The sequence below is a fragment of the Cyanobium sp. Cruz-8D1 genome, from assembly GCF_024345975.1.
In the GTDB taxonomy this organism is placed as follows: Bacteria; Cyanobacteriota; Cyanobacteriia; order PCC-6307; family Cyanobiaceae; genus Cyanobium.
Window position 1 is genome coordinate 1 of the sequence record NZ_JAGQCD010000012.1, and the last position, 21,655, is coordinate 21,655.

General features: G+C 66.5%; 20 protein-coding genes. 11 read left to right on the forward strand and 9 right to left on the reverse strand.

Going from position 1 to position 21,655, the window contains the following annotated elements; all coding sequences use genetic code 11:
* The first annotated feature begins 873 nt into the window (after positions 1 to 873).
* Together KBZ33_RS09205 and KBZ33_RS09210 are read left to right on the forward strand one after the other, a co-directional pair.
* On the forward strand, positions 874 to 1,944 hold the full coding sequence (locus tag KBZ33_RS09205; protein WP_254952710.1) for a glycosyltransferase family 4 protein: 1,071 nt from the start codon (positions 874 to 876) through the stop codon (positions 1,942 to 1,944).
* The gene (locus KBZ33_RS09210; protein WP_254952709.1) at positions 1,937 to 4,054 is read left to right on the forward strand and encodes a glycogen debranching N-terminal domain-containing protein; all 2,118 of its coding nucleotides are present in this window, start codon (positions 1,937 to 1,939) and stop codon (positions 4,052 to 4,054) included. The genes KBZ33_RS09205 and KBZ33_RS09210 overlap by 8 nt, the downstream gene beginning before the upstream one ends.
* Before the next feature lie 17 nt (positions 4,055 to 4,071).
* Here KBZ33_RS09210 and KBZ33_RS09215 read toward each other — a convergent pair whose 3' ends face one another.
* A complete protein-coding gene (locus KBZ33_RS09215) occupies positions 4,072 to 6,354 on the reverse strand; it encodes a bifunctional (p)ppGpp synthetase/guanosine-3',5'-bis(diphosphate) 3'-pyrophosphohydrolase (RefSeq protein WP_254952708.1) in 2,283 nt (760 codons plus the stop codon).
* A 97-nt stretch (positions 6,355 to 6,451) separates the two neighbouring features.
* Here KBZ33_RS09215 and KBZ33_RS09220 point away from each other — a divergent pair, with 97 nt between their 5' ends.
* On the forward strand, positions 6,452 to 8,062 hold the full coding sequence (locus KBZ33_RS09220; RefSeq protein WP_254952706.1) for an ABC transporter ATP-binding protein: 1,611 nt from the start codon (positions 6,452 to 6,454) through the stop codon (positions 8,060 to 8,062).
* Between the two features lie 33 nt (positions 8,063 to 8,095).
* Here KBZ33_RS09220 and KBZ33_RS09225 read toward each other — a convergent pair whose 3' ends face one another.
* Positions 8,096 to 8,590: a DoxX family protein gene (locus tag KBZ33_RS09225; RefSeq protein ID WP_254952705.1), complete on the reverse strand. Its 495-nt coding sequence runs from the start codon at positions 8,588 to 8,590 to the stop codon at positions 8,096 to 8,098.
* Between the two features lie 136 nt (positions 8,591 to 8,726).
* On the opposite strand from KBZ33_RS09225, the gene glgX reads away from it, so the two are divergent.
* On the forward strand, positions 8,727 to 10,856 hold the full coding sequence (gene glgX / locus KBZ33_RS09230) for a glycogen debranching protein GlgX (protein ID WP_254952703.1): 2,130 nt from the start codon (positions 8,727 to 8,729) through the stop codon (positions 10,854 to 10,856).
* On the opposite strand, the gene KBZ33_RS09235 is transcribed toward glgX, so the two are convergent.
* From KBZ33_RS09235 to KBZ33_RS09260, 6 genes are all read right to left on the reverse strand, one after another.
* On the reverse strand, positions 10,795 to 11,769 hold the full coding sequence (locus KBZ33_RS09235; RefSeq protein ID WP_254952702.1) for a VOC family protein: 975 nt from the start codon (positions 11,767 to 11,769) through the stop codon (positions 10,795 to 10,797). The genes glgX and KBZ33_RS09235 overlap by 62 nt on opposite strands.
* Positions 11,766 to 12,182 (reverse strand): heme-binding protein, encoded by a 417-nt coding sequence (locus KBZ33_RS09240; RefSeq protein ID WP_254952700.1) that lies wholly within the window; start codon positions 12,180 to 12,182, stop codon positions 11,766 to 11,768. The genes KBZ33_RS09235 and KBZ33_RS09240 overlap by 4 nt, the downstream gene beginning before the upstream one ends.
* A gap of 29 nt (positions 12,183 to 12,211) precedes the next feature.
* Complete coding sequence (locus KBZ33_RS09245) at positions 12,212 to 12,469, reverse strand: Nif11-like leader peptide family RiPP precursor (RefSeq protein ID WP_254952699.1); 258 nt, start codon at positions 12,467 to 12,469, stop codon at positions 12,212 to 12,214.
* Between the two features lie 85 nt (positions 12,470 to 12,554).
* A complete protein-coding gene (locus tag KBZ33_RS09250) occupies positions 12,555 to 13,484 on the reverse strand; it encodes an SMP-30/gluconolactonase/LRE family protein (RefSeq protein WP_254952697.1) in 930 nt (309 codons plus the stop codon).
* A 37-nt stretch (positions 13,485 to 13,521) separates the two neighbouring features.
* Positions 13,522 to 13,989, reverse strand: a complete 468-nt coding sequence (locus KBZ33_RS09255; RefSeq protein WP_254952695.1) for a cupin domain-containing protein — start codon at positions 13,987 to 13,989, stop codon at positions 13,522 to 13,524.
* Between the two features lie 25 nt (positions 13,990 to 14,014).
* Positions 14,015 to 14,443, reverse strand: coding sequence for a RidA family protein (locus KBZ33_RS09260; protein ID WP_254952693.1), 429 nt, complete (start codon positions 14,441 to 14,443; stop codon positions 14,015 to 14,017).
* A 156-nt stretch (positions 14,444 to 14,599) separates the two neighbouring features.
* Between KBZ33_RS09260 and KBZ33_RS09265 the strand changes: the two genes are divergently transcribed.
* A complete protein-coding gene (locus tag KBZ33_RS09265; RefSeq protein ID WP_254952692.1) occupies positions 14,600 to 15,406 on the forward strand; it encodes an SDR family NAD(P)-dependent oxidoreductase in 807 nt (268 codons plus the stop codon).
* A 4-nt stretch (positions 15,407 to 15,410) separates the two neighbouring features.
* On the opposite strand, the gene KBZ33_RS09270 is transcribed toward KBZ33_RS09265, so the two are convergent.
* The gene (locus KBZ33_RS09270; RefSeq protein ID WP_254952689.1) at positions 15,411 to 16,838 is read right to left on the reverse strand and encodes an NAD(P)/FAD-dependent oxidoreductase; all 1,428 of its coding nucleotides are present in this window, start codon (positions 16,836 to 16,838) and stop codon (positions 15,411 to 15,413) included.
* A gap of 98 nt (positions 16,839 to 16,936) precedes the next feature.
* On the opposite strand from KBZ33_RS09270, the gene KBZ33_RS09275 reads away from it, so the two are divergent.
* The 6 genes from KBZ33_RS09275 (at position 16,937) to KBZ33_RS09300 (ending at position 21,652) form a co-directional block, all read left to right on the forward strand.
* Complete coding sequence (locus KBZ33_RS09275) at positions 16,937 to 17,191, forward strand: Nif11-like leader peptide family natural product precursor (RefSeq protein ID WP_254952687.1); 255 nt, start codon at positions 16,937 to 16,939, stop codon at positions 17,189 to 17,191.
* Between the two features lie 115 nt (positions 17,192 to 17,306).
* A complete protein-coding gene (locus KBZ33_RS09280; RefSeq protein ID WP_254952685.1) occupies positions 17,307 to 17,804 on the forward strand; it encodes a DUF2231 domain-containing protein in 498 nt (165 codons plus the stop codon).
* A complete protein-coding gene (locus KBZ33_RS09285) occupies positions 17,804 to 18,427 on the forward strand; it encodes a DUF2231 domain-containing protein (RefSeq protein ID WP_254952683.1) in 624 nt (207 codons plus the stop codon). The genes KBZ33_RS09280 and KBZ33_RS09285 overlap by 1 nt, the downstream gene beginning before the upstream one ends.
* Before the next feature lie 12 nt (positions 18,428 to 18,439).
* The gene (locus tag KBZ33_RS09290) at positions 18,440 to 19,378 is read left to right on the forward strand and encodes a cytochrome c oxidase subunit II (protein ID WP_254952681.1); all 939 of its coding nucleotides are present in this window, start codon (positions 18,440 to 18,442) and stop codon (positions 19,376 to 19,378) included.
* A 4-nt stretch (positions 19,379 to 19,382) separates the two neighbouring features.
* Complete coding sequence (locus KBZ33_RS09295; protein ID WP_254952680.1) at positions 19,383 to 21,053, forward strand: cbb3-type cytochrome c oxidase subunit I; 1,671 nt, start codon at positions 19,383 to 19,385, stop codon at positions 21,051 to 21,053.
* Positions 21,050 to 21,652, forward strand: a complete 603-nt coding sequence (locus KBZ33_RS09300) for a heme-copper oxidase subunit III (protein WP_254952677.1) — start codon at positions 21,050 to 21,052, stop codon at positions 21,650 to 21,652. The genes KBZ33_RS09295 and KBZ33_RS09300 overlap by 4 nt, the downstream gene beginning before the upstream one ends.
* Positions 21,653 to 21,655 lie beyond the last annotated feature (3 nt).

Here is a 21,655-nt window from a genome sequence, read left to right on the forward strand (position 1 = left end):
AGCCTGCTGCCTCCAGCAAAATAGGGCACAGGCAGAGCGACCAGAGCAGTGAAAGGTGCGCGCTGAGAGGCTGAGCAAATGAGCTGTGCATCAATCATGAAGTGGTGACTGCCTACGTCATGTCAAGGTCAGGCCGGCACACCCCGTGAACGGTTACCAATAAACAAAGATCGACTCTGTAGCGAGGCGGTAAATCTGCCCTTGCTCACCCAGCCCGGATTGCCGGTAGGCCGCGCGCCCCTTTTGGTCTCGATAGTTTCCAGGTTGGTCACCCACAGGCACCAGCTCATAGAGGGTGCCTGTGGCCAGCTGAATTCCCACGGCTCCCAGGCGCTGCGAAAAAGTGCAAGGGCCGGAAGAGGTGGCGCGATCTTCTCCCTTGGGAAACCCATTGCAGCGTGCCTTGACGGTGTCGGCCTTGGCAGGGGTCACAAGCCAAGCGTGGCGATGCCCAGCATCAGGGCAGAAAAAGATTGGGTCAGCCTCACCATCTTTAGGAGTCAGAATTTAATCCTTAAGGCCCTAGCATGGGATAGCCAGGTCCTTCCTTGATGTCGAGAAGTTCGCATCACGTTGAGCTGCAATCGACGGATGCTCTGCCTGCAAAATCCTGCGAACTCCAGGATTTTCACCGATGCTTGACTCAGAGCCGCTGTGCGCGCGGTCGATCGCGGCGCCTCGCGGTAGTGGAGATCACGACGGGAGTCACTGGTGGCGGCCCCACCCCTCCTGGGGGAAGCACCACCCGACCAGCCCTGGCCTGAAGATGAACGCAGTCCCTAGGTCCTGCAGCAGATCTGCAGTGTTGCCATCCACCTGGAGATTTCTGGATAAGATTTTAGTGAGCGTAGTACCTGAGGAAGAAATGTGTGCATGAGAATCGCGCAGATATCCACACTCCATGAGAGCGTTCCGCCGGTTGGCTATGGAGGCACTGAAAGAGTTGTTCACTACCTCACCGAGGAACTGGTGAAGCGTGGCCATGACGTGGTCCTCTTTGCCAGCGGAGACTCCCAGACCAGCGCCCAACTCTACCCCTGTGTGCCGAAGGCCCTGCGCTTGAGCGGGCATGCTGCTGACCCACAAGTGCACAACACGATCCAGCTTGATCATGTGATCGCGCATCTCAATGACTTTGACATTCTCCATTTCCACAATGGGCCCCTGCATTTCCCTTTAGCCAGACTCATGGAGGCGCCCCATCTGAGCACGGTTCATGGCCCCCTTCATGCGCCGGAGGAGAAGTTGCTCTACAAGCATTTCCGTCAGGTGCCTCTGGTATCGATCTCTGAATCCCAGCGTCAGCCTGTGCCTGAGGCCAACTGGGTAGGGACGGTGTATCACGGTCTACCCAACGATCTCTATCGCTACGAAGCCACAGCCAAGCCATACCTGGCCTTCGTGGGCCGCATTTCACCGGAAAAACGGCTGGATCGGGCCATCGCCATCGCGACGGCTGTAGGACTGCCACTGAAAGTGGCCGCCAAGATCGATCCAGTTGACACCCCCTACTTCCACGACCAGATTGAGCCACTGCTGCGCGACAATCCCCTGGTGGAGTTCATCGGCGAGGTGAACGATGCCGGCAAGCAGGAGTTACTGGGCCACGCCCTCGCCCTGCTGTTTCCGATCGACTGGCCGGAACCCTTCGGCCTGGTGATGATTGAGGCCAACGCCTGCGGCACTCCAGTGATCGCGTGGCGCAACGGTTCAACCCCCGAAGTCATCCGCCATGGAGTCAACGGCTATCTGGTGGACTCGATCGAGGCGGCCATCGCCGCGGTCGGCCAGCTGGAGCATCTGGACCGGGCCAGGGTCCGCAGCCACTTCGAGGTGCGCTTCTCTGTCAGCCGCCAAGCGGAAGACTATGAACAGCTGTACCGGCATGTGATCCAGGCCCATCGTTGCCACAGCCCTGCTCACCGGACTCCGGCGCATGCCTGATCCGCTCCCCTCCTACGTTCTCAAGACCGAAGAAAGCTTCGCCATCCTCGATGCCCGTGGCGAGATCTGCACTGATCTTGAGGACGATGTTGGCATTTTCCATCGCGGCACCCGTCACGTCAGCCGGCTGCAGGTCTTGCTGTGGGGGCTGCCGCCGTTGGTGCTGAGCTCCACCGAGCTCGCTGCGGTCGGTGTGCTTGTGAGCCATCTGAGCAACGACGATGGTGGAGCCAGCGGATCTTCGGCCATGACGGTCCATCTGGAGCGCAGGACCGTGCTGACCGCCAGCGCCTGCCTGCAGCAGTTCTGCTTCACCAGCTACAGGGATCAGCCCATCGAGGTGCCGCTGACCCTGCGCCTGGATGCGGATTTCCGTGACATCTTCGAAGTCAGGGGCTACCACAGATCGAATCGTGGCCGCACCCTCCGCCGCGGAGTTGACGGCACCCTGGAGCTCATCTATCGGGGCCTGGATGGGGAGGATCGGGTCACGGTCATGCGTCTGAGCGATCCCGTTCAGGACGTGAGCGAGGAGCACATCAGGCTTCAGATCACGCTGGAGCCCAGGCAGACCCGGCGGCTCTTCCTGGTGCTGGATTTCCACCCCCTGTCCAAGCCGCTGGGGGCGGAGGAGCACTACAACGCCGCCATGTCCGCGACGATCCTGCGGTTCCGGGACGCCCGCCGCAGCGCCGCTTCGGTGGTCAGCGACAACCCAGCCTTCAACAGCTGGTTGATGCGCTCCTTCTCTGACGTGCACCTGCTGGCCAGCCAGGTCGAGGATGGCCTCTACCCCTATGCCGGAGTTCCATGGTTCAGCTGTCCCTTCGGCCGTGACGGCCTGATCACCGCGCGCCAGATGCTGATGGTGGAGCCACGGCTGGCGCGGGGCGTGCTGGGGTACCTGGCCAACCGCCAGGCGGTGGTCGATGATCCTGCCCACGACGAGGAGCCCGGCAAGATTCTGCACGAATCACGCTTGGGGGAGATGGCGGCGCTCGGTGAAGTGCCGTTCGCGAAGTACTACGGCGCCGTCGACTCCACGCCCCTGTTTCTGATGCTGGCAGGTGATTACATGTGCCGCAGTGATGATCAGGATTTCGTCGCCAGCCTGCTGCCGGAACTTCAGGCGGCCATGGCCTGGATCCACAAAGCCGAAGCCAGCAGTGCCGATGGCTTCCTTCGCTACCTGCGGGGTGCCGATAACGGCCTTCGCAATCAGGGCTGGAAGGACTCGGACGATTCCATTCACCACGCCGATGGCCGCTTAGCGGAGGGCTCGATCGCCCTCTGCGAAGTGCAGGCCTATGCCTTCGGTGCCCGCCGATCGCTGGCTGAGATTCTTCACCGTCTGGATCGGCACGACGAAGCAGAAACCCTGCTGGAGGAGGCCGCTGCGTTGCGCCTGCGTTTCCACCAGGCCTTCTGGACACCGTCGATCGATTCCTATGCCCTGGCCCTCGATGGCGAAGGCCAGCCCTGCCAGGTGCGGACATCCAACGCCGGTCACTGCCTGTGGACCGGAATCGCCACCCCACAGGCGGCAGCGGCGGTGGCCAGGCAGCTGATGGCCCCCACGAGCTTCAACGGCTGGGGCATTCGCACCCTGGATGAACGGGAAAGCCGCTACAACCCGATGAGTTACCACAACGGTTCCGTCTGGCCCCATGACAACGCCCTGATCGGCATGGGTCTGGCCCGTTACGGCCATCGCTCCGAAACCCTGCAGATCCTCACCGGCCTGTTCGAGACCGCCAGCGCCGTGCCCATGTTCCGGCTGCCGGAGCTGTTCTGCGGTTTCCCACGCCGGGAGGAGGAGGGACCCACCTTCTACCCGGTGGCCTGCAGCCCCCAGGCCTGGGCCAGCGGCAGTGTGTTCGGCCTGCTGGAAGCGATCACCGGCATGTCGATCGAGCGGGAGCAGGGCAGCAGCCGGGTGGAGGTGCGCCTGCAAAACCCCTGTCTGCCGCGGGGCCTCAACCTCCTGGACATCAACGGGCTGAAGCTGGGGGAGGAGGAGATCAATCTGCAGTTCCACCGCAGCGACTACGACGTGGGCGTGATGGTGCGTGGTCGTTCGCCCGGGGTGGACGTGGTGATCATGAAGTGAATGGCGCGCCCCTGCCGTCAGCCGATGCCGGTGCGGCAGAGATCGAGCACGTCGGCCATTGAGCGGATCTGGTCCATGGTGGTGCCTAACTGGGCCGCACTGAGCAGCTCGACCCGCAGATCGATGCGGGCCGGCTTGCCGGCATTGGTGCGCACCCGGGCATCACTGACGTTGATGCGGTGGTCGGAAAGGCGCATCAGGATGTCCTTCAGGACGCCCACGCGATCGAGCACCTCAATGCGCAACCGCACCGGATAGCGCCGCTGTTGCGCCTCACCGAGCGGGTTCCAGCGCACCGGCAGCCGCCGTTCCACCGGCACCTGGGGCACATTGGCGCAGTCCTGGCGGTGGATGGTGATGCCGTGGTTGCCGAGGGCCACGGTGCCGACGATCCCCTCGCCGGGCAGGGGGCTGCAGCAGCCCCCCAGGCGATACTCCAGACCCTCCAGCCCCAGGATCGGGCTGTTCGAAGGATGGGCGTGGGGGGCGAGGCGCGGCTGGGCCGCCGCCACCCCGGCGGCCACCTCCTCATTGGTGGGGGCGGGGGCGGCAGTGCTCAGGCGCACCTCTTCCCGCAGCCGGTTCAGCACCTGTTGCAGGGTGACGCCACCGAAGCCCAGGGCCGCCAGCAGGTCCTCGGTGCCCACCAGGTTGCAGCGCTTCGCCACCCGGGCAATCGCTTCTCCGTTGAGCAGCGCGTCGAAGCCGTCGCGGCCGAGTTCCCGCTCCAGCATCTCGGTGCCCCGCTGGATGTTGTCGTCACGGTGGCTGCGCTTGTACCAACCGCGGATACGGTTGCGGGCCGTGGGGGTGGCCACGAAATTGAGCCAGTCGAGGCTCGGGTGGGCGTTCTTGGCGGTGACCACCTGCACGAAGTCACCGTTCTGGAGCGGCGTGGCCAGGGGACAGAGGCGATCGTTGATGCGCACGCCCTGGCAGTGGTTACCCACCTCCGAGTGGATGCGGAAGGCGAAGTCGACGGCGGTGGAGCCCTTGCGCAACCCCACCACATCGCCCTTGGGGGTGAACACGAACACCTCCTCGTCGAAGAGGTCCTCCTTGATGGAGGCCAGGAAGTCGCTGCTGTCCTCGCCGCCGTCGTCCTTCTGCCAATCGACCAGCTGCCGCAGCCAGTTGAAGCGCTCCGTGTCGCCCGCCGCCGGCGAGCCCCCCTCTTTGTACTTCCAGTGGGCGGCGATGCCGTACTCCGCCACCTGGTGCATGTCGGTGGTGCGGATCTGCACCTCGATCGGCCGGTGGCGGCCGATCACCGCCGTGTGCAGCGACTGGTACCCGTTGGGCTTGGGCAGGCCGATGTAGTCCTTGAAGCGACCGGGGATCGGCCGGAAGATGTCGTGCACCACCGCCAGCGCCCGGTAGCAGCTCTCCACGCTCGGGCAGAGAATCCGAAGCGCCGCTACGTCGTAGATCTCGTGGAAGGCCTTCTGCTGGCGCTGCATCTTGCTCCAGATGCCATAGAGGTGCTTGGGCCGGCCACTCACGTCGCAGTCCTGCAGGCCCGTCCCCACCAGCCGGTCGCGCAGCAGCTGCACCGTGGCCCCCAGCCGTTCCTCCCGTTCGCTGCGCTTGGTGGCGACCTGCTGCTGCACATCCCGATAGGACTCGGGCTCCAGCACCTTGAAGGCCAGGTCCTCCAGCTCCCACTTGAAGCGGCCGATGCCCAGCCGGTTGGCCAGGGGGGCGTAGATGTCGCGGGTTTCCCGGGCGATGCGCTGCTGCTTCTCGGGTTTGAGGGCCCCGAGGGTGCGCATGTTGTGCAGGCGGTCGGCCAGCTTGACCAGCACCACCCGGATGTCGCTGGCCATGGCCAGGAACATGCGCCGCAGGTTCTCCGCCTGGGCCTCGGTGCGGTTGGTGAAATGGATGCCGCCCAGCTTGGTGACCCCCTCCACCAGGGCACGCACCTCCTCACCGAAGCGAGCCTCGATCTCCTCGGGCGTGACCTGGGTGTCTTCCACCACGTCGTGGAGGAAACCGGCGGCGATCACCGCCGCACTGGCGCCGATGTCCCGCAGCAGACCGGCGACGGCGATCGGATGGACGATGTAGGGCTCGCCGCTGGCCCGGAACTGGCCGTCGTGGAGCTGGTAGGCGAAGTCGAAGGCCGTGGCCACCAGGGCCTCCGGATCGACCGGCCGCTCCTCCTCTCCGGCGGGCGGGAACTGCTGGAGGTTCTGGCGCAGCCACGCCGGCAGGGGGACATCGTAGGTGCACTCAGAGGCCGGGACCGAGGCACAGGCCACCGGAGGGAAACCTGGATCCGGCGCCACTCTCAGCATCACACCCTTCAGGGTTCACCCATGGTATGGGGCAATCGTCACGAACCCGGGGATTTGCGCATTCGGCCATCCAGACTGGGCGTCGCCGGCCCTTTCCATGGCCCCCAGAGCCCCGTCCATCCCACCGGCCCCGGTGCTGCGGATCGGAGGGCTGCAGGTGCGCTACCCGGGCAGTGAGCGGCCCACTCTCGATGGCCTCGACCTGACCCTGAACGCCGGTGAACGGCTGGCCCTGGTGGGCCCCTCAGGCTGTGGCAAGAGCACCGTCGCCCGGGCCGTTCTGCAGCAGCTCCCCCCCGGCAGCGTCTGCGAGGGGGAGCTGCTGCTGACCGGCCAGGACCCCCGCCAGCTCAGGCGCGCCGCCCTGCGCCGGCTGCGGGGCGAAGCGGTGGGCCTGGTGTTCCAGGATCCGATGACCCGGCTCAACCCGTTGCTCACCATCGGCGAGCACCTGCGGGACACCCTGGCCGCCCACCGCGGCGGGGGCCGCCAGCGGGCCCGGGAACTGCTGGCCCGGGTGGGCATCGACCCGGAGCGCTACGGCAGCTTTCCCCACGAATTCAGCGGCGGCATGCGCCAGCGCCTGGCGATCGCCCTGGCCCTGGCCCTCCAGCCGCCCCTGGTGATCGCCGATGAACCCACCACCAGCCTGGATGTGGCCGTGGCCGGGCAAGTGATGGCCCAGCTCAGCGATCTCTGCACCGAAACCGGCAGCGCCCTGCTGCTGATCAGCCACGACCTGGCCATGGCCGGCCGCTGGTGCGACCGCATCGCCGTGCTCGACCAGGGGCGTCTGGTGGAGGAGGCCCCCAGCCACCAGCTGCTCACGGCGCCGGCCTCCCCGCTGGCCCAACGGCTGGTGGGGGCCGCCCGGCGGCGGGAGGGCGGCCACAGCGAGGCCCCCGCCGCCGCACCGGTGCTGCTGGAGGTGGAGGAACTGCGCAGCTGGCACCCCCTGCCCTCCCTTCCCTGGCAGCCGCGCTGGATCAAGGCGGTGGATGGGGTCAGCCTGACGCTGCATGAGGGGGAGACCATCGGCGTGGTGGGGGCCTCGGGCTGCGGCAAGAGCAGCCTCTGCCGCGCCCTGATGGGGCTGGCGCCGGTGCGGGGCGGGGCGGTGCGACTCCAGGGCGTCGACCTGCGCCAGCTGCGGGGCCGTGCCCTGCGGCGGGCGCGGCGCCGCCTGCAGATGGTCTTCCAGGACCCCCTGGCCTGCCTCAACCCCCAGATGACGGTGGGGGAGGCGGTGGCCGATCCCCTGATGATCCATGGGCTGGCCGCCCGCCCGGAGGCACGCCGCCGCGCCCGGCAGCAGCTGGCCCTGGTGGGGCTGGATCCGCCCGAGTCCTTCGAAAACCGGCTGCCCCGCCAACTCTCGGGCGGTCAGCAGCAGCGGGTGGCGATCGCCCGCGCCCTGATCATGGAACCCCAGGTGCTGCTCTGCGACGAGAGCGTCAGCATGCTGGACGCCGAGGTGCAGGCCGAGGTGCTGGGCCTGCTGCGCCGCCTGCAGGACCAGCTCGGCCTGGGCCTGCTGTTCATCACCCACGACCTCTCGGTGGCCGGTGGTTTCTGCCACCGGGTGCTCGTGCTCGACGGCGGTCGCGTCGTGGAGCAGGGAGCCGGTGCCGCGCTGCTGAGCCATCCCCAGGCCGCCATCACCCGCACCCTCGTGGAGGCCTGCCCGCGCCTGCCCGCCCTGCCGTGATCCACTCGACGGAGCCGTCCTGGTCTGGAAAGATCAGAGGATCGCGCGCAGCAGGTCGGCAATCAGCAGGTCGTCGAGGGAAAAAAGGCCGCCACCGGAGGTGATCAGCACCAGGCACATCACCACGTACATGGCCGCCTTCTCCCAGCTGGGCGGTTCACCGACGCCCATCGGTCCGGCGTAGTCCCCCGCGGGGATCTGGTACGGATCGGGAGCGATGAAGGGCGTTCCGGAGACGAGTTCCAGCACCATCGCGTAGGCCATCGACACCAGAATCGCCAGGGCCGCCAGGGGAGTGAGCAGCCCGGGGATCAGCGCGATCCCGGCGCCCCACATCGAGGCCGCCGACAGAAAGCAGAGCCATTCCGGCGTCTTCATCGCCGTCGACCACGTTTTGAGGTTGCGCAGCTTCGGCCAGCCGTGGCGGATGAAGGCCAGCCCCACGAACAGCCGCAGCAGGAGCAGGCCGACGCCCGCCGCCACGGAAGGCCCGCTGGGCACCAGCAACGTGACAATCTCAAGATCCATCGGTGAGCGCAGCAGCGGAAAGGCTTGCGGACTCAACGTAAGCAAGGTGGGCGGTCGGCGCCGCGGCAGGGCGCCACCGCTTCTCCTGGCCATGATTCAAAGCAGGGGCTCCTGTCCCCTCCCCCCTGCCAAGCCCATGACCTCAACCACGGCGGTCCGGCCTTCCCCGGGCCGCACGGCCCCCCTGGGCGCCTCCCTCAGCGATGGCGGTGTCAACTTCAGCCTCTACGCCCGGCGGGCCACGGCGGTGGAACTGTGCCTGTTCGAGCGCGTCGATGACGCCGTGCCGAGCCAGCGCCTCACCCTCGATCCCGCCCGGCACCGCACCGGCGACTACTGGCATGTTCGGGTGGAGGGGATCGGGCCGGGCCAGCTCTATGGCTGGCGGGTGGAGGGGCCCTGGCAGCCGGCGCTGGGGTTGCGGTTCGATCCGGCCAACCTGCTGCTCGATCCCCATGGGCTGGCCCTGGCGGTGCCGCCGGGCTACGGCCGCGCCCCCGGCCGCAGCAGCGCCGGCGACTGGGGCAGCGCCATGAAGAGCGTGGTGGCCGATCCGCATGCCTACGACTGGCAGGGGGATCGCCCGCTGCACCGGCCCTGCCGTGAGACGGTGATCTACGAGCTGCACGTGCGCGGCTTCACCGCCCACCCCAGCGCCGGCCTGCCAGCAGAGCAGGCCGGCACCTACCAGGGCCTGATCAGCAAGATCCCCTACCTCCAGGAGCTGGGCATCACGGCGGTGGAGCTGCTGCCGGTGTTCGCCTTCGATCCCCTGGCGGCCCCGAGCGGGCTTCGCAACTACTGGGGCTACCAGCCGATCTCCTTCTTCGCGCCCCACCCGGGCTACGCCTGCAGCGCCGATCCCCTGGCGGTGATCGACGAGTTCCGCGACCTGGTCAAGGCGCTCCACCGCGCCGGCATCGAGGTGATCCTGGATGTGGTGTTCAACCACACCGCCGAAGGGGACGCCGGGGGCCCGGCCTTCTGCTTCCGCGGGCTGGCGGACGGCGACTACTACCTCCAGAACGGCGATGGCACCTACATCGACGACACCGGCTGCGGCAACACCTTCAACGCCAACCACCCGGTGGTGCGGCGTCTGATCCGCGCCAGCCTGCGCCACTGGGTGCAGCATCTGCATGTCGATGGCTTCCGCTTCGACCTGGCCTCGGTGCTGGACCGGGACCAGACCGGCCAGCCCACGCCCCTGTCGCCCGTCCTCTGGGACATCGACACCGACCCGGTGCTGGCGGGCACCAAGCTGATCGCCGAGGCCTGGGATGCCGCCGGCCTCTACCAGGTGGGCAGCTTCATCGGCGATAACTGGCAGGAGTGGAACGGGCGCTTCCGCGATGATGTGCGCCGCTTCGTCAAGGGGGATGGTGGCCTGGCGGCCAGCGTCGGCCAGCGGCTGATCGGCAGCCCCGACATCTACGGCCACAAGCAGCGTGAAGCCGAGGCCAGCGTCAACTTCATCACCTGCCACGACGGCTTCACCCTGGCCGACCTGGTCAGCTACAACGGCAAGCACAACGGTGCCAACGGCGAAGACAACCGCGACGGCAGCGACGACAACGCCAGCTGGAACTGTGGCGTCGAGGGACCCACCCAGGACGGCGAGGTCCTGCGCCTGCGCGCCCGGCAGAGCCGCAACCTGCTGACCCTGCTGCTGCTGGCCACCGGCACGCCGATGCTGGCCATGGGAGACGAAATGGGCCGCAGCCAGCAGGGCAACAACAACGCCTACGCCCAGGACAACCCCCTCAGCTGGCTCGATTGGTCGCTGTTGGAGTGCCAGGCCGACCTGCATCGCTTCGTGCGGGAGCTGGTGACCTACCGCCAGCAGCGGGATGTGGTGGTCAACGCCCGCAGCCTCAGCCTCGGCGAGCTGGTGCAACGGCATCAGGTGAGCTGGCATGGGGTCGAACCGAACCAACCCGACTGGAGCGACAGCTCCCATGCCTTCGCCATGACGATCACCAGCATTGGCCAACGCTTCCGCTGGCACGCCATGGTCAACGCCTGGTGGGAACCATTGTCGTTCCGGCTACCCGCCGCCGAAGCCGGCCAGAACACCTGGCAGCGCTGGATCGACACCTCCCGGCCCAGCCCGGAGGACGTGCTGCCCTGGGGCCGGGCATCGGAACCGGTGGGGGACACCTACAGGCTGGAGCCCCGCTCGGTCGTGGTGCTGACCGTGGAGCTCAGCCCTGGAGCAGCTGCAGCCGATGGCCATCCGGATCGGCCAGCTGCAGGGCACGGCTAGCCCCGATGTCCTCGGCCTGATCCCCCAACGTGATGATCCCGCCGGAGATCAGACGGCCGCCGAGGACCTCGGCCCGAGCGGCGATCGGCTCCAGATCGGCCACCCTCAGGCGCAGCTGCCAGTGGGCCAGGTCCTGGGGACCGTGGTCGGCCGGCATCGGCCGGCCACCGGTGGGCTGGCGGTAGTCGAGGCCTTCCACCCCGGCGCCCTTGGGGCAGCGGTGGCCGGTGATGTGCACCCGGGTTCCCGCCAGACCATCGAGGCCATCCTGCTCCGAACCGCTGTTGACGCCGTCCCCTCCGGCGGTAAGGCCCAGGAGCTCGCGGTAGAAGCGGCCGCTGGCGGCGGTGTCGGCGATGCCGATGGCGCTGTGGTCGAGGCCCAGCAGCGGCCCGGGCGCGCCAACGTGCCAGCGGGCCTCCCCCTTGTCCGGCGGGAACTGCAGCAGCTCCAGCGGATGACCCTCCGGATCGCGGAACTTGTAGGCGACGATGCCGGCGGCGGCCGTGTTCCAGTCCGGCAGCCGCTGGGGCGCCGTGGAGATCGGCGTGATCCGCCCGGCCGCAAAGGCTGGCTGCAGCAGGGCCAGGGCCGCCGCCATGTCGGTCACCACCAGGCAGCCATGCTGGAACCAGCGGTCGTTGCTGCAGGAATCGGCCGGGACCGGCCGGCCAGGCCGGGTGCCGGCGGGAAGCTTGAGCACCTCGGTGAGCTCCAGCACCTCCGCACCGATCGCCAGCCGCAGCCGCTTGAGGCGGGCGCCCGGCAGGCCCACAAGGGTGGTGTAGGGGCCGCCCTCCAGCACCACGGCCTCCCCCAGGCGCCGGAAGCCCAGGCAGGTCTCGAAAAAGGCAGCGCTGGCTTCGGCATCGGCACTGGTGAAGCCGAGGCTCTCGATATGGGGAAGGGTCATGACAGGGCCGCGGCACCAGCAGCAGCAATGGCACTGTCCACATCGGGAGTCATGCCGGAAACACCGACAGCGCCCAGGCAGACGCCTTGGTGCATCAGAGGCAGACCACCGGCCATCGCCAGGGTCGGCACACCCATGGCGCCAGAGAGCTGCATCAAGGCGGGCCGCTCGCCATTGATCGCCGCCTCCATCGCCTCGGTGGGCTTGCCATTGAGGGCAGCCATGCGGGCCTTGGCCAGGGCAGCCTCGACGCTGGCGGGGCTGGCCCCATCGCGTCGCTCCAGCAGCAGCGGGTGGCCACCGGAATCAACGACCGCGAGACTCACCACGGCACCGCGGCGATCGGCTTCCGCCTGAGCCGCGATGACAATGACTCGACAATCGTCGAGCTCCAACAGAGAAATCTGGCGCATGGGGGGCCCTGGCTGACGACCAGCCTGGCTCAGGCCCAGACGATGCGCATCAACCAGAGATGCCCCTCCAGCTCCACCCCAGCGGCGGCGGCGGCCAGATCCTCCTCGCCCAGGCGCAGCGTCGCCTCCGCCTGATGGCGCACCAGGTCGACTCCGGTGAAGCGGTGGCCACAGTCCTGGCCAAGCGCGGCAATCGCATCGAGATTGGGGCAGGCCTGCAGCTGCTGCAGAAGGGCCGGGTCGGCTTTCGCCTGGGCCAGGAAGGATTCGAGCTGGGGATTGGCCATGGGATGGATGGGGCGAAGAGGAAAGGTCAGGTTGAAGCAGGATCCTGAGCACAACCGTTACCGACACGCCGTAGGAGACGAGGTCTCAGGGACGCTGGACTCCGCGGGTGTTGGTGAACAGGGCATAGAGACTGGTTGAGGCGCAGAGAAACAGGCGGCTATGAAAGCGATCGCCGAAACAGAGATTCGAGACGCGCTTCGGCACCAGCACCTTGCCCAGCAAGGTGCCATCGGGATCGACACAGTGCACACCATCGGCGGCACCACACCAGAGATTGCCGTGTTCATCCACCCGGAAACCATCGGCCCAGCCTGGGGTGATCTTGTGGAATATCGCGCCACCGGAGATCGTCAGGCCGTCCTCGCTGACATCAAAGGCGCGGATGTACTGCCGGGGATCGGCCGCACCCGGAGCCCCGGATTCGGCCACATAGAGCTTGCGCTCATCCGGCGAAAAAGCCAGACCGTTCGGGCCGTCGAAGTCGGAAGCCATGCGCCGCAATTCGCCACTGGCCGGATCAAGACGATAGAGAGCGACGGGCTGCTCGGAAAGCTGACGGCCGCCCTCATAGTCATTGACCAATCCGTAGAGCGGATCGCTGAACCAGATGCTGCCATCGCTCTTCACCACCACGTCGTTGGGGGAATTGAGCCGTTTGCCATCGGCATGGCTCACCAGGATGGTGGTGGTACCGTCGTGCTCCAGGCGGGTGAGGCAGCGGCTGCGGTGATGGCAGGTGATCAGGCGCCCCTGCCGGTCGCGGGTCTGACCATTGCCGTAGTCGGAGGATTCTCGGAAGACGGTGACGCCATGACGTTCGCTCCAACGCATGGTGCGGTTGTTGGGTATGTCACTGAACAGCAGACACTGGTGGTCCCCGAACCACATCGGCCCTTCCAGCCAGCGGAAACCCTCACCAAGCAACTCCAGCTCGGCGTTGAACAGAATCAGACCGTCAAAGCGCGGGTCGTAACTTTCAGTGCAGGGAGAGGGAGCGTGCACAGGAGTTGTCATGCGGTGAGGCCCAACAGCAGGGGCCAGGCCTGGGGATTCAGGAAAAGCTGCCGGGCAGGGCAGCCCGCCAGGCATCGTCGTTGCGCTGCAGGATCAACTGCAGACAGGGCACCTCGCCCACTTGACCGGAAAGATGGCCGATCCGGCCCTGCTGATCGACCACGCAGTTCTGGTCACCACCAAAGGAAAAATCGCCGGGGCCGAACACCTGGCGCTGGCCATCCATGCTTTCCACGTACCAGCTGCCGCGCAGCACCACGATCCACTTCGGCACGTGATTCATATGCCAGCTGGCACTCCAGCCCGGCGGCAGCTCGGTGAGGAAGGCATTGCCGTCCTTGAACAGATCGAGACTCCACTGGGGTGAATCGCCGGGCCCCAGCACCCCCATGGCAAAGCCGGGGAGCTGGCACCAGGTCTGGCGGCTGACGCCAGCCTCATCGGTCCAAAGATGCCAGTAGCCCAGGGGAGCTGGCGCTGGAGGGTTGGTGGTGGGATCCGTCATCGAGCAAGGGGGGAGATGAAGGGCTTCAGGGCTGATCCTTGACGGCGATGCCGGAGATTTCGAGCTGAATCCCGAGCACCAGGGCGGAGACCTCGACCACGGCACGGGAGGGGTAGTTCAACGGATCGGTGAAGAACTCCTGCCACACCGCATCGACCGTGTCGAGCGTATTGATGTCGGTGAGATAGATGACGGCGCTGACCACATCGCGGCTGCTGCAACCAGCCGCCTCGAGCACGGCGACGAAATTCCGCAGGGTCTGGCGGGCCTCGAGGGTGATGTCGCCATCACCCACCTTGTTGCCGCTGCTGGGATCGACGGGCAGCTGACCCGTGATGAAGACCATCTGGCCCACCTGGAAACCCTGGCTGTAGGAGGCCACCGGCTTCGGAAAGCGGTCACTGTGGAGACCTCGACGCGGTGTCGTGCTGAACGGCGCGAGTTCTGGCGACATGGGGGGGGGGGGGGGGGGGGGGGGAGGGCAGAGAATCTGGCAACACCGTAGTCAGCCTTAGCGATCTGTCAGCCGGGATCTGATCTGCCGTCCGCGGGGGTCGTGTCTAGGGTCGGGGCTCTCCAACGGACCTGCGACCCCCGTCGCCCCATCCCGATGACGAGCTCCAACCCCCTGGCCGGCCAAGCCCTCTCCACCCTGCTGCAAGGCAAGGTGGCCATCGTCACCGGTGGCAACAGCGGTATCGGTAAATCCATCGTTGAGTATCTGGCGGAACTCGGCGCCAAGGTGGTGATCGACTACCGCTCCCATCCGGAGGCTACCGAGGAACTGGAGCGCGAAATCGGCGCCTACGGAGGCTGCAGCTTCGGCGTTCAGGCCGATGTGGGCAAGCTCGATGACCTGCAGCGCCTCGTCGATGCCACCGTGGCGAAATATGGCCGCCTCGATGTGATGGTCAACAACGCCGGCATCGAGACCCGCACGTCGATCCTTACCACCACACCGGACAACTTCGACAAGGTTCTGGATGTCAATCTGCGCGGTGTTTTCTTCGCCACCCAGTTCGCCGCCAAGCAGATGATTGCCCAGGGGGGCGGCGGCCGCATCATCAACATCTCCTCGGTGCACGAAGACTGGCCGATGCCCGACAACACCCCCTACTGCTGCGCCAAAGGCGGCGTGCGCATGCTCACCCGCACCGCGGCGCTCGAGCTGGCACCCCACGGCATCACGATCGTCAACGTCGGCCCCGGCGCCGTGGCCACACCGATCAACGACTCCACCATGAACAATCCCGAGCTGCTGGCCAAGCTCAATGCCGCCATCCCCATGGGCCGCATGGCCCAGCCGGAGGAGATCGCCAAGGTGGTGGGCTTCCTGGCCAGCGACGCCGCCAGCTACATCACCGCCACCACGATCTTCGCCGATGGTGGCCTGATGCACAGCAGCCCCGGTCTCTGAGCCTTCAGGCCGCCGCCGGCTGCTCTGCTGCTTCGGGAGCGGGATCCTCCGCCCGTTCCGCCCGCTCCAGGCCCACCTCCACACCCATGTGCTGATCGATCCGGCCGGTGATCAGCAGGCTGGCCCGCTGCTGGGTGGCGATCACCCACAGCCACTTCGTCAGCAGGGTGAGGCGGTTCTCGTTGGCGGGCATGAAGGCGAGGTGGGCCAGACCCCAGAGCAGCCAGCCCAGCGGCCCGGTGACCTTGAGGCCCCGCAGGTCGGCCACGGCGCAGAGGGGACCGATCACGGCCATGCTGCCGAAGTCGAACCAGCGGAAGGGGGCCTGGCGCTGCCCCCCCAGCTGGGCCAGCAGATCCTGGGCCACCCAGCCGCCCATCTGCACCGCCGGCCCGGCCATGCCCGGCAGGGGCTTGCCATCGACCGTATGGGAATAGGAGCAGAGATCGCCCACCACCCGGATCTCGGGATGGCCGGCAATCGAGAAGTCCGGCTCCACCACCACCCGCCCGCCGCGATCGACCGCGCAACCGGTGCGCTCCGCCAGCAGCTTGCCGAGATGGGAGGCCCGCACCCCGGCACTCCAGCAGATGGTGGCCGCCTCCAGCACCCGCTCGCCGGGGGTTCCCGGTGCCGGTGCCTTGAAGGCCACGGTGAGGCGACCCGCTTCGATGCTCTGCACCCGGCCACCCAGCACCAGCTCGACGCCGCGGGCTCGCAGATAAGCAGCGGCCGCCTCCGACAACTCCGGATCCATGGCCCGCAACAACCGATCACCGGGATCCACGAGCAGCACGCGGCAGAGCTCCGGATCCAGCTGGCGGAAGTCGCGTGCTGCCGCGTGGCGCATCAGCTCGTTGATCGATCCGGCCAGCTCGCAGCCGGAGGGGCCGCCGCCGACCACCACCACCGACTGCAGGAAGCGACAGCGTTCAGGGTCCGGTGTCTGCTCGGCCTCCTCCAGGGCCGCCAGCACCCGGCGCCGGATCTCGTCGGCGTGCTCGAGGATTTTCATCGGTGGCGCCAGTTCGCGCCACTCCTCGTGGCCGAAGTAGGTGCTCCCCGAACCGGTGGCCAGGATCAGGCTGTCGTAGCGCAGGCGGCGATCGTTGAACACCACCTCCTGAGCGGTGGCGTCGAGATCGCTCACCTCACCAAGCAACACCTGCACGTTGGCGGCCTTGGCCAGCAACAGCCGCAGGGGCGTGGCCACATCGGCCTCGGACACCAGGCCGGAGGCCACCTGATACAGAAGGGGCTGAAAAAGGTTGAAATTCCGTTTATCCACCAGCGTGACCCGCACCGGCTGGCCCGCCAGCCGATGGGCCGCTTTGAGGCCCGCAAAGCCTCCCCCCACGATCACAACATGGGGCCAGCTCTTCATCACGGCCTCGCTCGGCTCCAGCTCAAGGAAGAAGCGTTCCTTTGGCATCGATGCGCCTCGCAGGATGTCTGAAAGGTAGGGGGCAATCTCCCGGTCGGGGAGCGCTGTGCTGCCAGGATGCAGAGTCCCTCACCCGCTGGCTGCCCGTGTCGCACTCCGCCCTGCAGGCTTTCCTCAGCAGCGCCGCCGCCGATGGGCAGCTGCGCCAGAAGCTCCAGGCCGCCGCCGGTGTCGATGACATCGTCGAGCTCGCCGGCAGCCACGGCCACGACTTCAGCAAGGCCACCCTGCTCAAGGCCCATGCCGCCGCCATCGGCAGCGCCCCGGACCATAAGCTGGAAGCGATCAACAGCTGGGGCGATGCCCTGATGCAGGCCTTCGGTGCCAGCGACAAGGATTGACGATGGCTGTCACGCCATGTCTGGATATCACCATAATCCTGTAGCAAAAGCTCACAGTCCCTGGGCAGCTGCCTGGGCCTGGGCAAGGTGAAGGTCCCACCATGGCCGGTGCCCGATGCAGCAACTGCTGCCAGCCCTCAATGATCACAACCTGCCCTGGATGGACACCCTCCATCCGATCGTGGTCCACTTCGTCATCGCCATGGCGGTGATCAGCGTGATCTTCGATCTGATCGGCGTTGTGATGCGGCGACCGAATCTGTTTGAAGTCAGCTTCTGGAACCTGCTATTCGCCACGGGGGCCATCTTCGTGGCGATCATCTTCGGTCAGGTGGAGGCCGGCCTGGCCGATCCCTACGGCGGCTCGCGCACGATCCTCAACCTGCACAGCACCCTGGGCTGGTCGTTGGCCGGCATCCTCTCGGTGCTCACCGGCTGGCGCTACGTGCTGCGCAACCGGGACCCCGAGACGCTGCCCCTGCCCTTCCTGGCGGCGGGTGGGGTGCTGGCCGCGCTTGTGGCGGTGCAGGTCACCCTTGGCAACCAGCTGATCTGGATCTACGGCCTGCACACGGTGCCGGTGGTGGCCGCCGGCCGTGCCGGGCTGATCTGATGGCCTTCCCCCTGCCCCAGGCCGAGGCGCCGATCAACCAGCTGGGCGATTGGCTGGGTCCCAACGACCTGCCCTACAGCCTGCCGATCCATCCCAGCCTGGTTCATTTCACGATCGGGTTGTTCGTGATCGCCATCGCCTTCGACATCGTCGGCGCCCTGTATCCGATCGAAAAGCGGGTGTTCCGCTTCCTGGCCCTGCCGATCACCCGGGCCGGCTTCCATGACGTGGGCTGGTACAACCTGCTGGCCTGCGCCATCGTCAGCTTCTTCACCGTGGCGGCCGGCTTCTTCGAGATGTTGCTGGCGGTGCCGCTTCCCGGTGTCACCAGCAGCATCGGCCTGCAGAGCATGGAAACCATGCTCTGGCATGGCGTCGGTGGGGTGGCGATCCTGCTGGCGATCATCGCCATGACCGTCTGGCGCGGTTACCAGCGCTTTCTCTGGCGCCGCGACATGGGCCGCCAGGTGCAGTGGCTCTACCTGCTGGTGGGACTCGGCCTGTTCCTGGTGATCGGCCTTCACGGCACCCTCGGCGCCGAGCTGGCGGCCGAATTCGGCGTCCACATCACCGCCGACCAGCTCCTGGCCAGCGGAGCTGATCTCCGCTCCGCCCTTCCCTAGGGCCCCCTCCCCATGACCTCCTCATCCCCACGCCGTCCCGGCCCCATCGCCCTGGCGGCCCTGGCCGTCTGGATCGGCCTGCTGGCCCTGATCAGCACCTGGGTGGCCGGCGTGTCCTATCAATGGCTGCCGGTGCAGGCCTCCAATGCCGCCCCACTGGTGGATGGCCTGTTCAGCTTTGAAACCGGCGTCGGCACGTTCGTGTTCCTGGGGGTGATCTCGGTGATGGGCTGGGTGTTGCTTGTGCACCGCGCCGAGAAGTACGACGAGAGCGATGCCGAACCGATCGAGGGCAACACGCGGCTGGAGGTGATCTGGACCGCCATCCCCCTGGTGCTGGTGATGGCCATCGCCTGGTACGCCATCCAGGTCAATACGGAACTGGGCGTGCTGGGGCCGATGGAGCACATCCACCTGCGCGATCCCCAGGAGCAGCAGGGAGGGTACCCCGGGGACAGGCTGCCGGCCGAGCAGGTGGAGGTGGTGGCAAGGCAATGGTCGTGGGAGTTTCGCTACTCCGGCCAGAACGTCTCCAGCACGGAGCTGCACCTGGAGCTGGATCGGCCGATCACCTTCCGGCTGGTCTCCGAAGACGTGCTGCACGGCTTCTTCATCCCGGCTTTTCGCCTCAAGCAGGATGTGATCCCAGGCCGGGCGATCGATTTCAGCCTCACCCCCACCCGCCTGGGCCGCTACCGGCTGCGTGACTCCCAGTTCAGCGGCACCTGGTTCGCCGCCAACCAGGCCGACGTGGTGGTTGAAACCGCCGTGGACCACGCCGCCTGGCTGAAGCAGGCCGCCGCCGCCCCCCTGCAGAGCGGCCTCAGCGTGGCCTCCGACGAATACGCCGAGCGCCAGACCAACCCGCGCGGCGGCTGGCCCACCGTGGTGCCAGCCCCGCCGCCCCAGGTGAATGTTCCCGGTTCCAGCACCCTTCCCCACGACGCCTGAGGCCATGACCAGCACAGCCCTTTCCCCCGAACCGCCCGCCTCCTGGCGACGCTACTTCGGCTTCAGCACCGATGCCAAGGTGATCGGCATCCAGTACATCGTGGTGGCCTTCTTCTTCTTCCTGGTGGGTGGCCTGCTGGCCATGATCATCCGAGGGGAGTTGATCACACCCGCTTCCGACTTGGTGGATCGCACCGTCTACAACGGCCTCTACACGATGCACGGAACGATCATGTTGTTCCTGTTCACCTTCCCGGTTCTCAACGGGCTCAACAACCTGCTGATCCCCACCATGATCGGTGCCCCCGACATGGCCTTCCCGCGGCTCAACACCGCCGCCTTCTGGCTGGTGCCCGTGTTCGGCATCCTGCTGATCGCCAGCTTCTTCGTCCCCAGCGGCCCGGCCAGCGCCGGCTGGTGGTCCTATCCGCCGGTGAGTCTGCAGAACCCGCTTGGCCAACTGATCAATGGCGAGTTCCTCTGGGTGCTGGCGGTGGCCCTGTCCGGCGTTTCCTCCATCATGGGGGCGGTGAACTTCGTCACCACGATCCTGCGCATGCGGGCTCCCGGCATGGGCCTCTTTCGCATGCCCGTCTTCTGCTGGACGGCGCTCGCCGCCCAGACCCTGCAGCTGATCGGCCTGCCCGCCCTCACCGGTGGCGCCGTGATGCTGCTGTTGGATCTCAGCGTCGGCACGTCGTTTTACAGGCCCGAAGGGGGCGGCGATCCGGTCCTGTATCAGCACTTCTTCTGGTTCTATTCCCATCCGGCGGTGTACGTGATCATCCTGCCGGTGTTCGGCATCTTCTCGGAGCTGTTCCCTGTTTATTCGCGCAAGCCGCTGTTTGGCTACGTGTATGTGTGCCTGGCCTCCTTCATCATCGTGGGCCTCGGTCTGATCGTCTGGGTACACCACATGTTCCCCAGTGGCGTCACCCAGTGGATGCGTAACCTGTTCATGGTCACCACGATGCTGATCGCCGTGCCCACCGGGGTGAAGGTGTTCGCCTGGCTGGGCACCCTGTGGGGCGGCAAGATCAGGCTCACGACCCCGATGCTGTTCTGCCTCGGCGGCCTGTTCAACTTCGTCTTCGCCGGCATCACCGGCATCATGCTGGCCACCGTACCGATAGACATTCACGTCAGCAACACCTATTTCGTGGTGGGCCACTTCCACTACGTGATTTACGGCGCAGCCGTCATGGGTATCTTCGCCGCCATCTACCACTGGTTTCCCAAGTTCACGGGCCGGATGCCCTACGAGGGCCTTGGCAAGCTGCATTTTCTGCTCACCTTCGTGGGCGCCAATCTCAGCTTCCTGCCCATGCATCCGATGGGTCTGATGGGAATGCCCCGGCGGGTCTCTTCCTACGACCCCGAGTTCGCCTTCTGGAACGTGCTGGCCAGCCTGGGATCGTTCCTGCTGGGGGTGTCGATCATCCCCTTCCTGCTCAACATGATCAGTTCCTGGGCCCGGGGTCCCAGGGCGCCGCACAACCCCTGGAACGCCATCGGCCTGGAATGGCTGCTGCCCTCACCACCGGCGGAAGACAACTTCGGCGACCACGTCCCCACCGTGATCAGCCGTCCGTATGGCTATGGCACCGGCGAACCCCTGGTGGAGCACCAAGCCGACATTGATCGAGCCCTGACCCTTCAGGAGGCCAACCGATGAGCAGCACCCCTGCCCCCCAGAGCGACCAGACCGTGGGCCACGGCGAGGGCCAGCACGCCAACCACAACCTCACCGGCTTCATCATTTTTCTGTGCTCCGAAAGCGTCATCTTCCTGGCGTTCTTCAGTGGCTACGCCATCCTGCGCCTGGCCGCCCTCGACTGGCTGCCCGCCGGTGTGGACAGCCTCGAATGGCGCCTGCCACTGATCAACACGGTGGTGCTGGTGTCCAGCTCCTTCACGATGGTGGTGGCCGAGCATTTCAAGGGCAAGGGGAAGATCTGGTTGTTCCGGGGCTTCTGGCTGCTGACCATGGCCATGGGGGCCTATTTCCTCTATGGCCAGGCGGTGGAGTGGAGTGGCCTCAGCTTCGGCTTCACCTCGGGCACCTTCGGCGGCACCTTCTATCTGCTCACCGGCTTCCATGGCCTGCATGTGCTCACCGGCATCCTGCTGATGGGCCTGATGCTGGCCAAGTCCTTCGTCCCCGGCAATTACGACGGTGGCGAGCAAGGTGTCATCGCCACGTCCCTGTTCTGGCACTTCGTGGATGTGATCTGGATCATCCTGTTCGTGCTGCTCTATGTCTGGAGAGCCTGAACC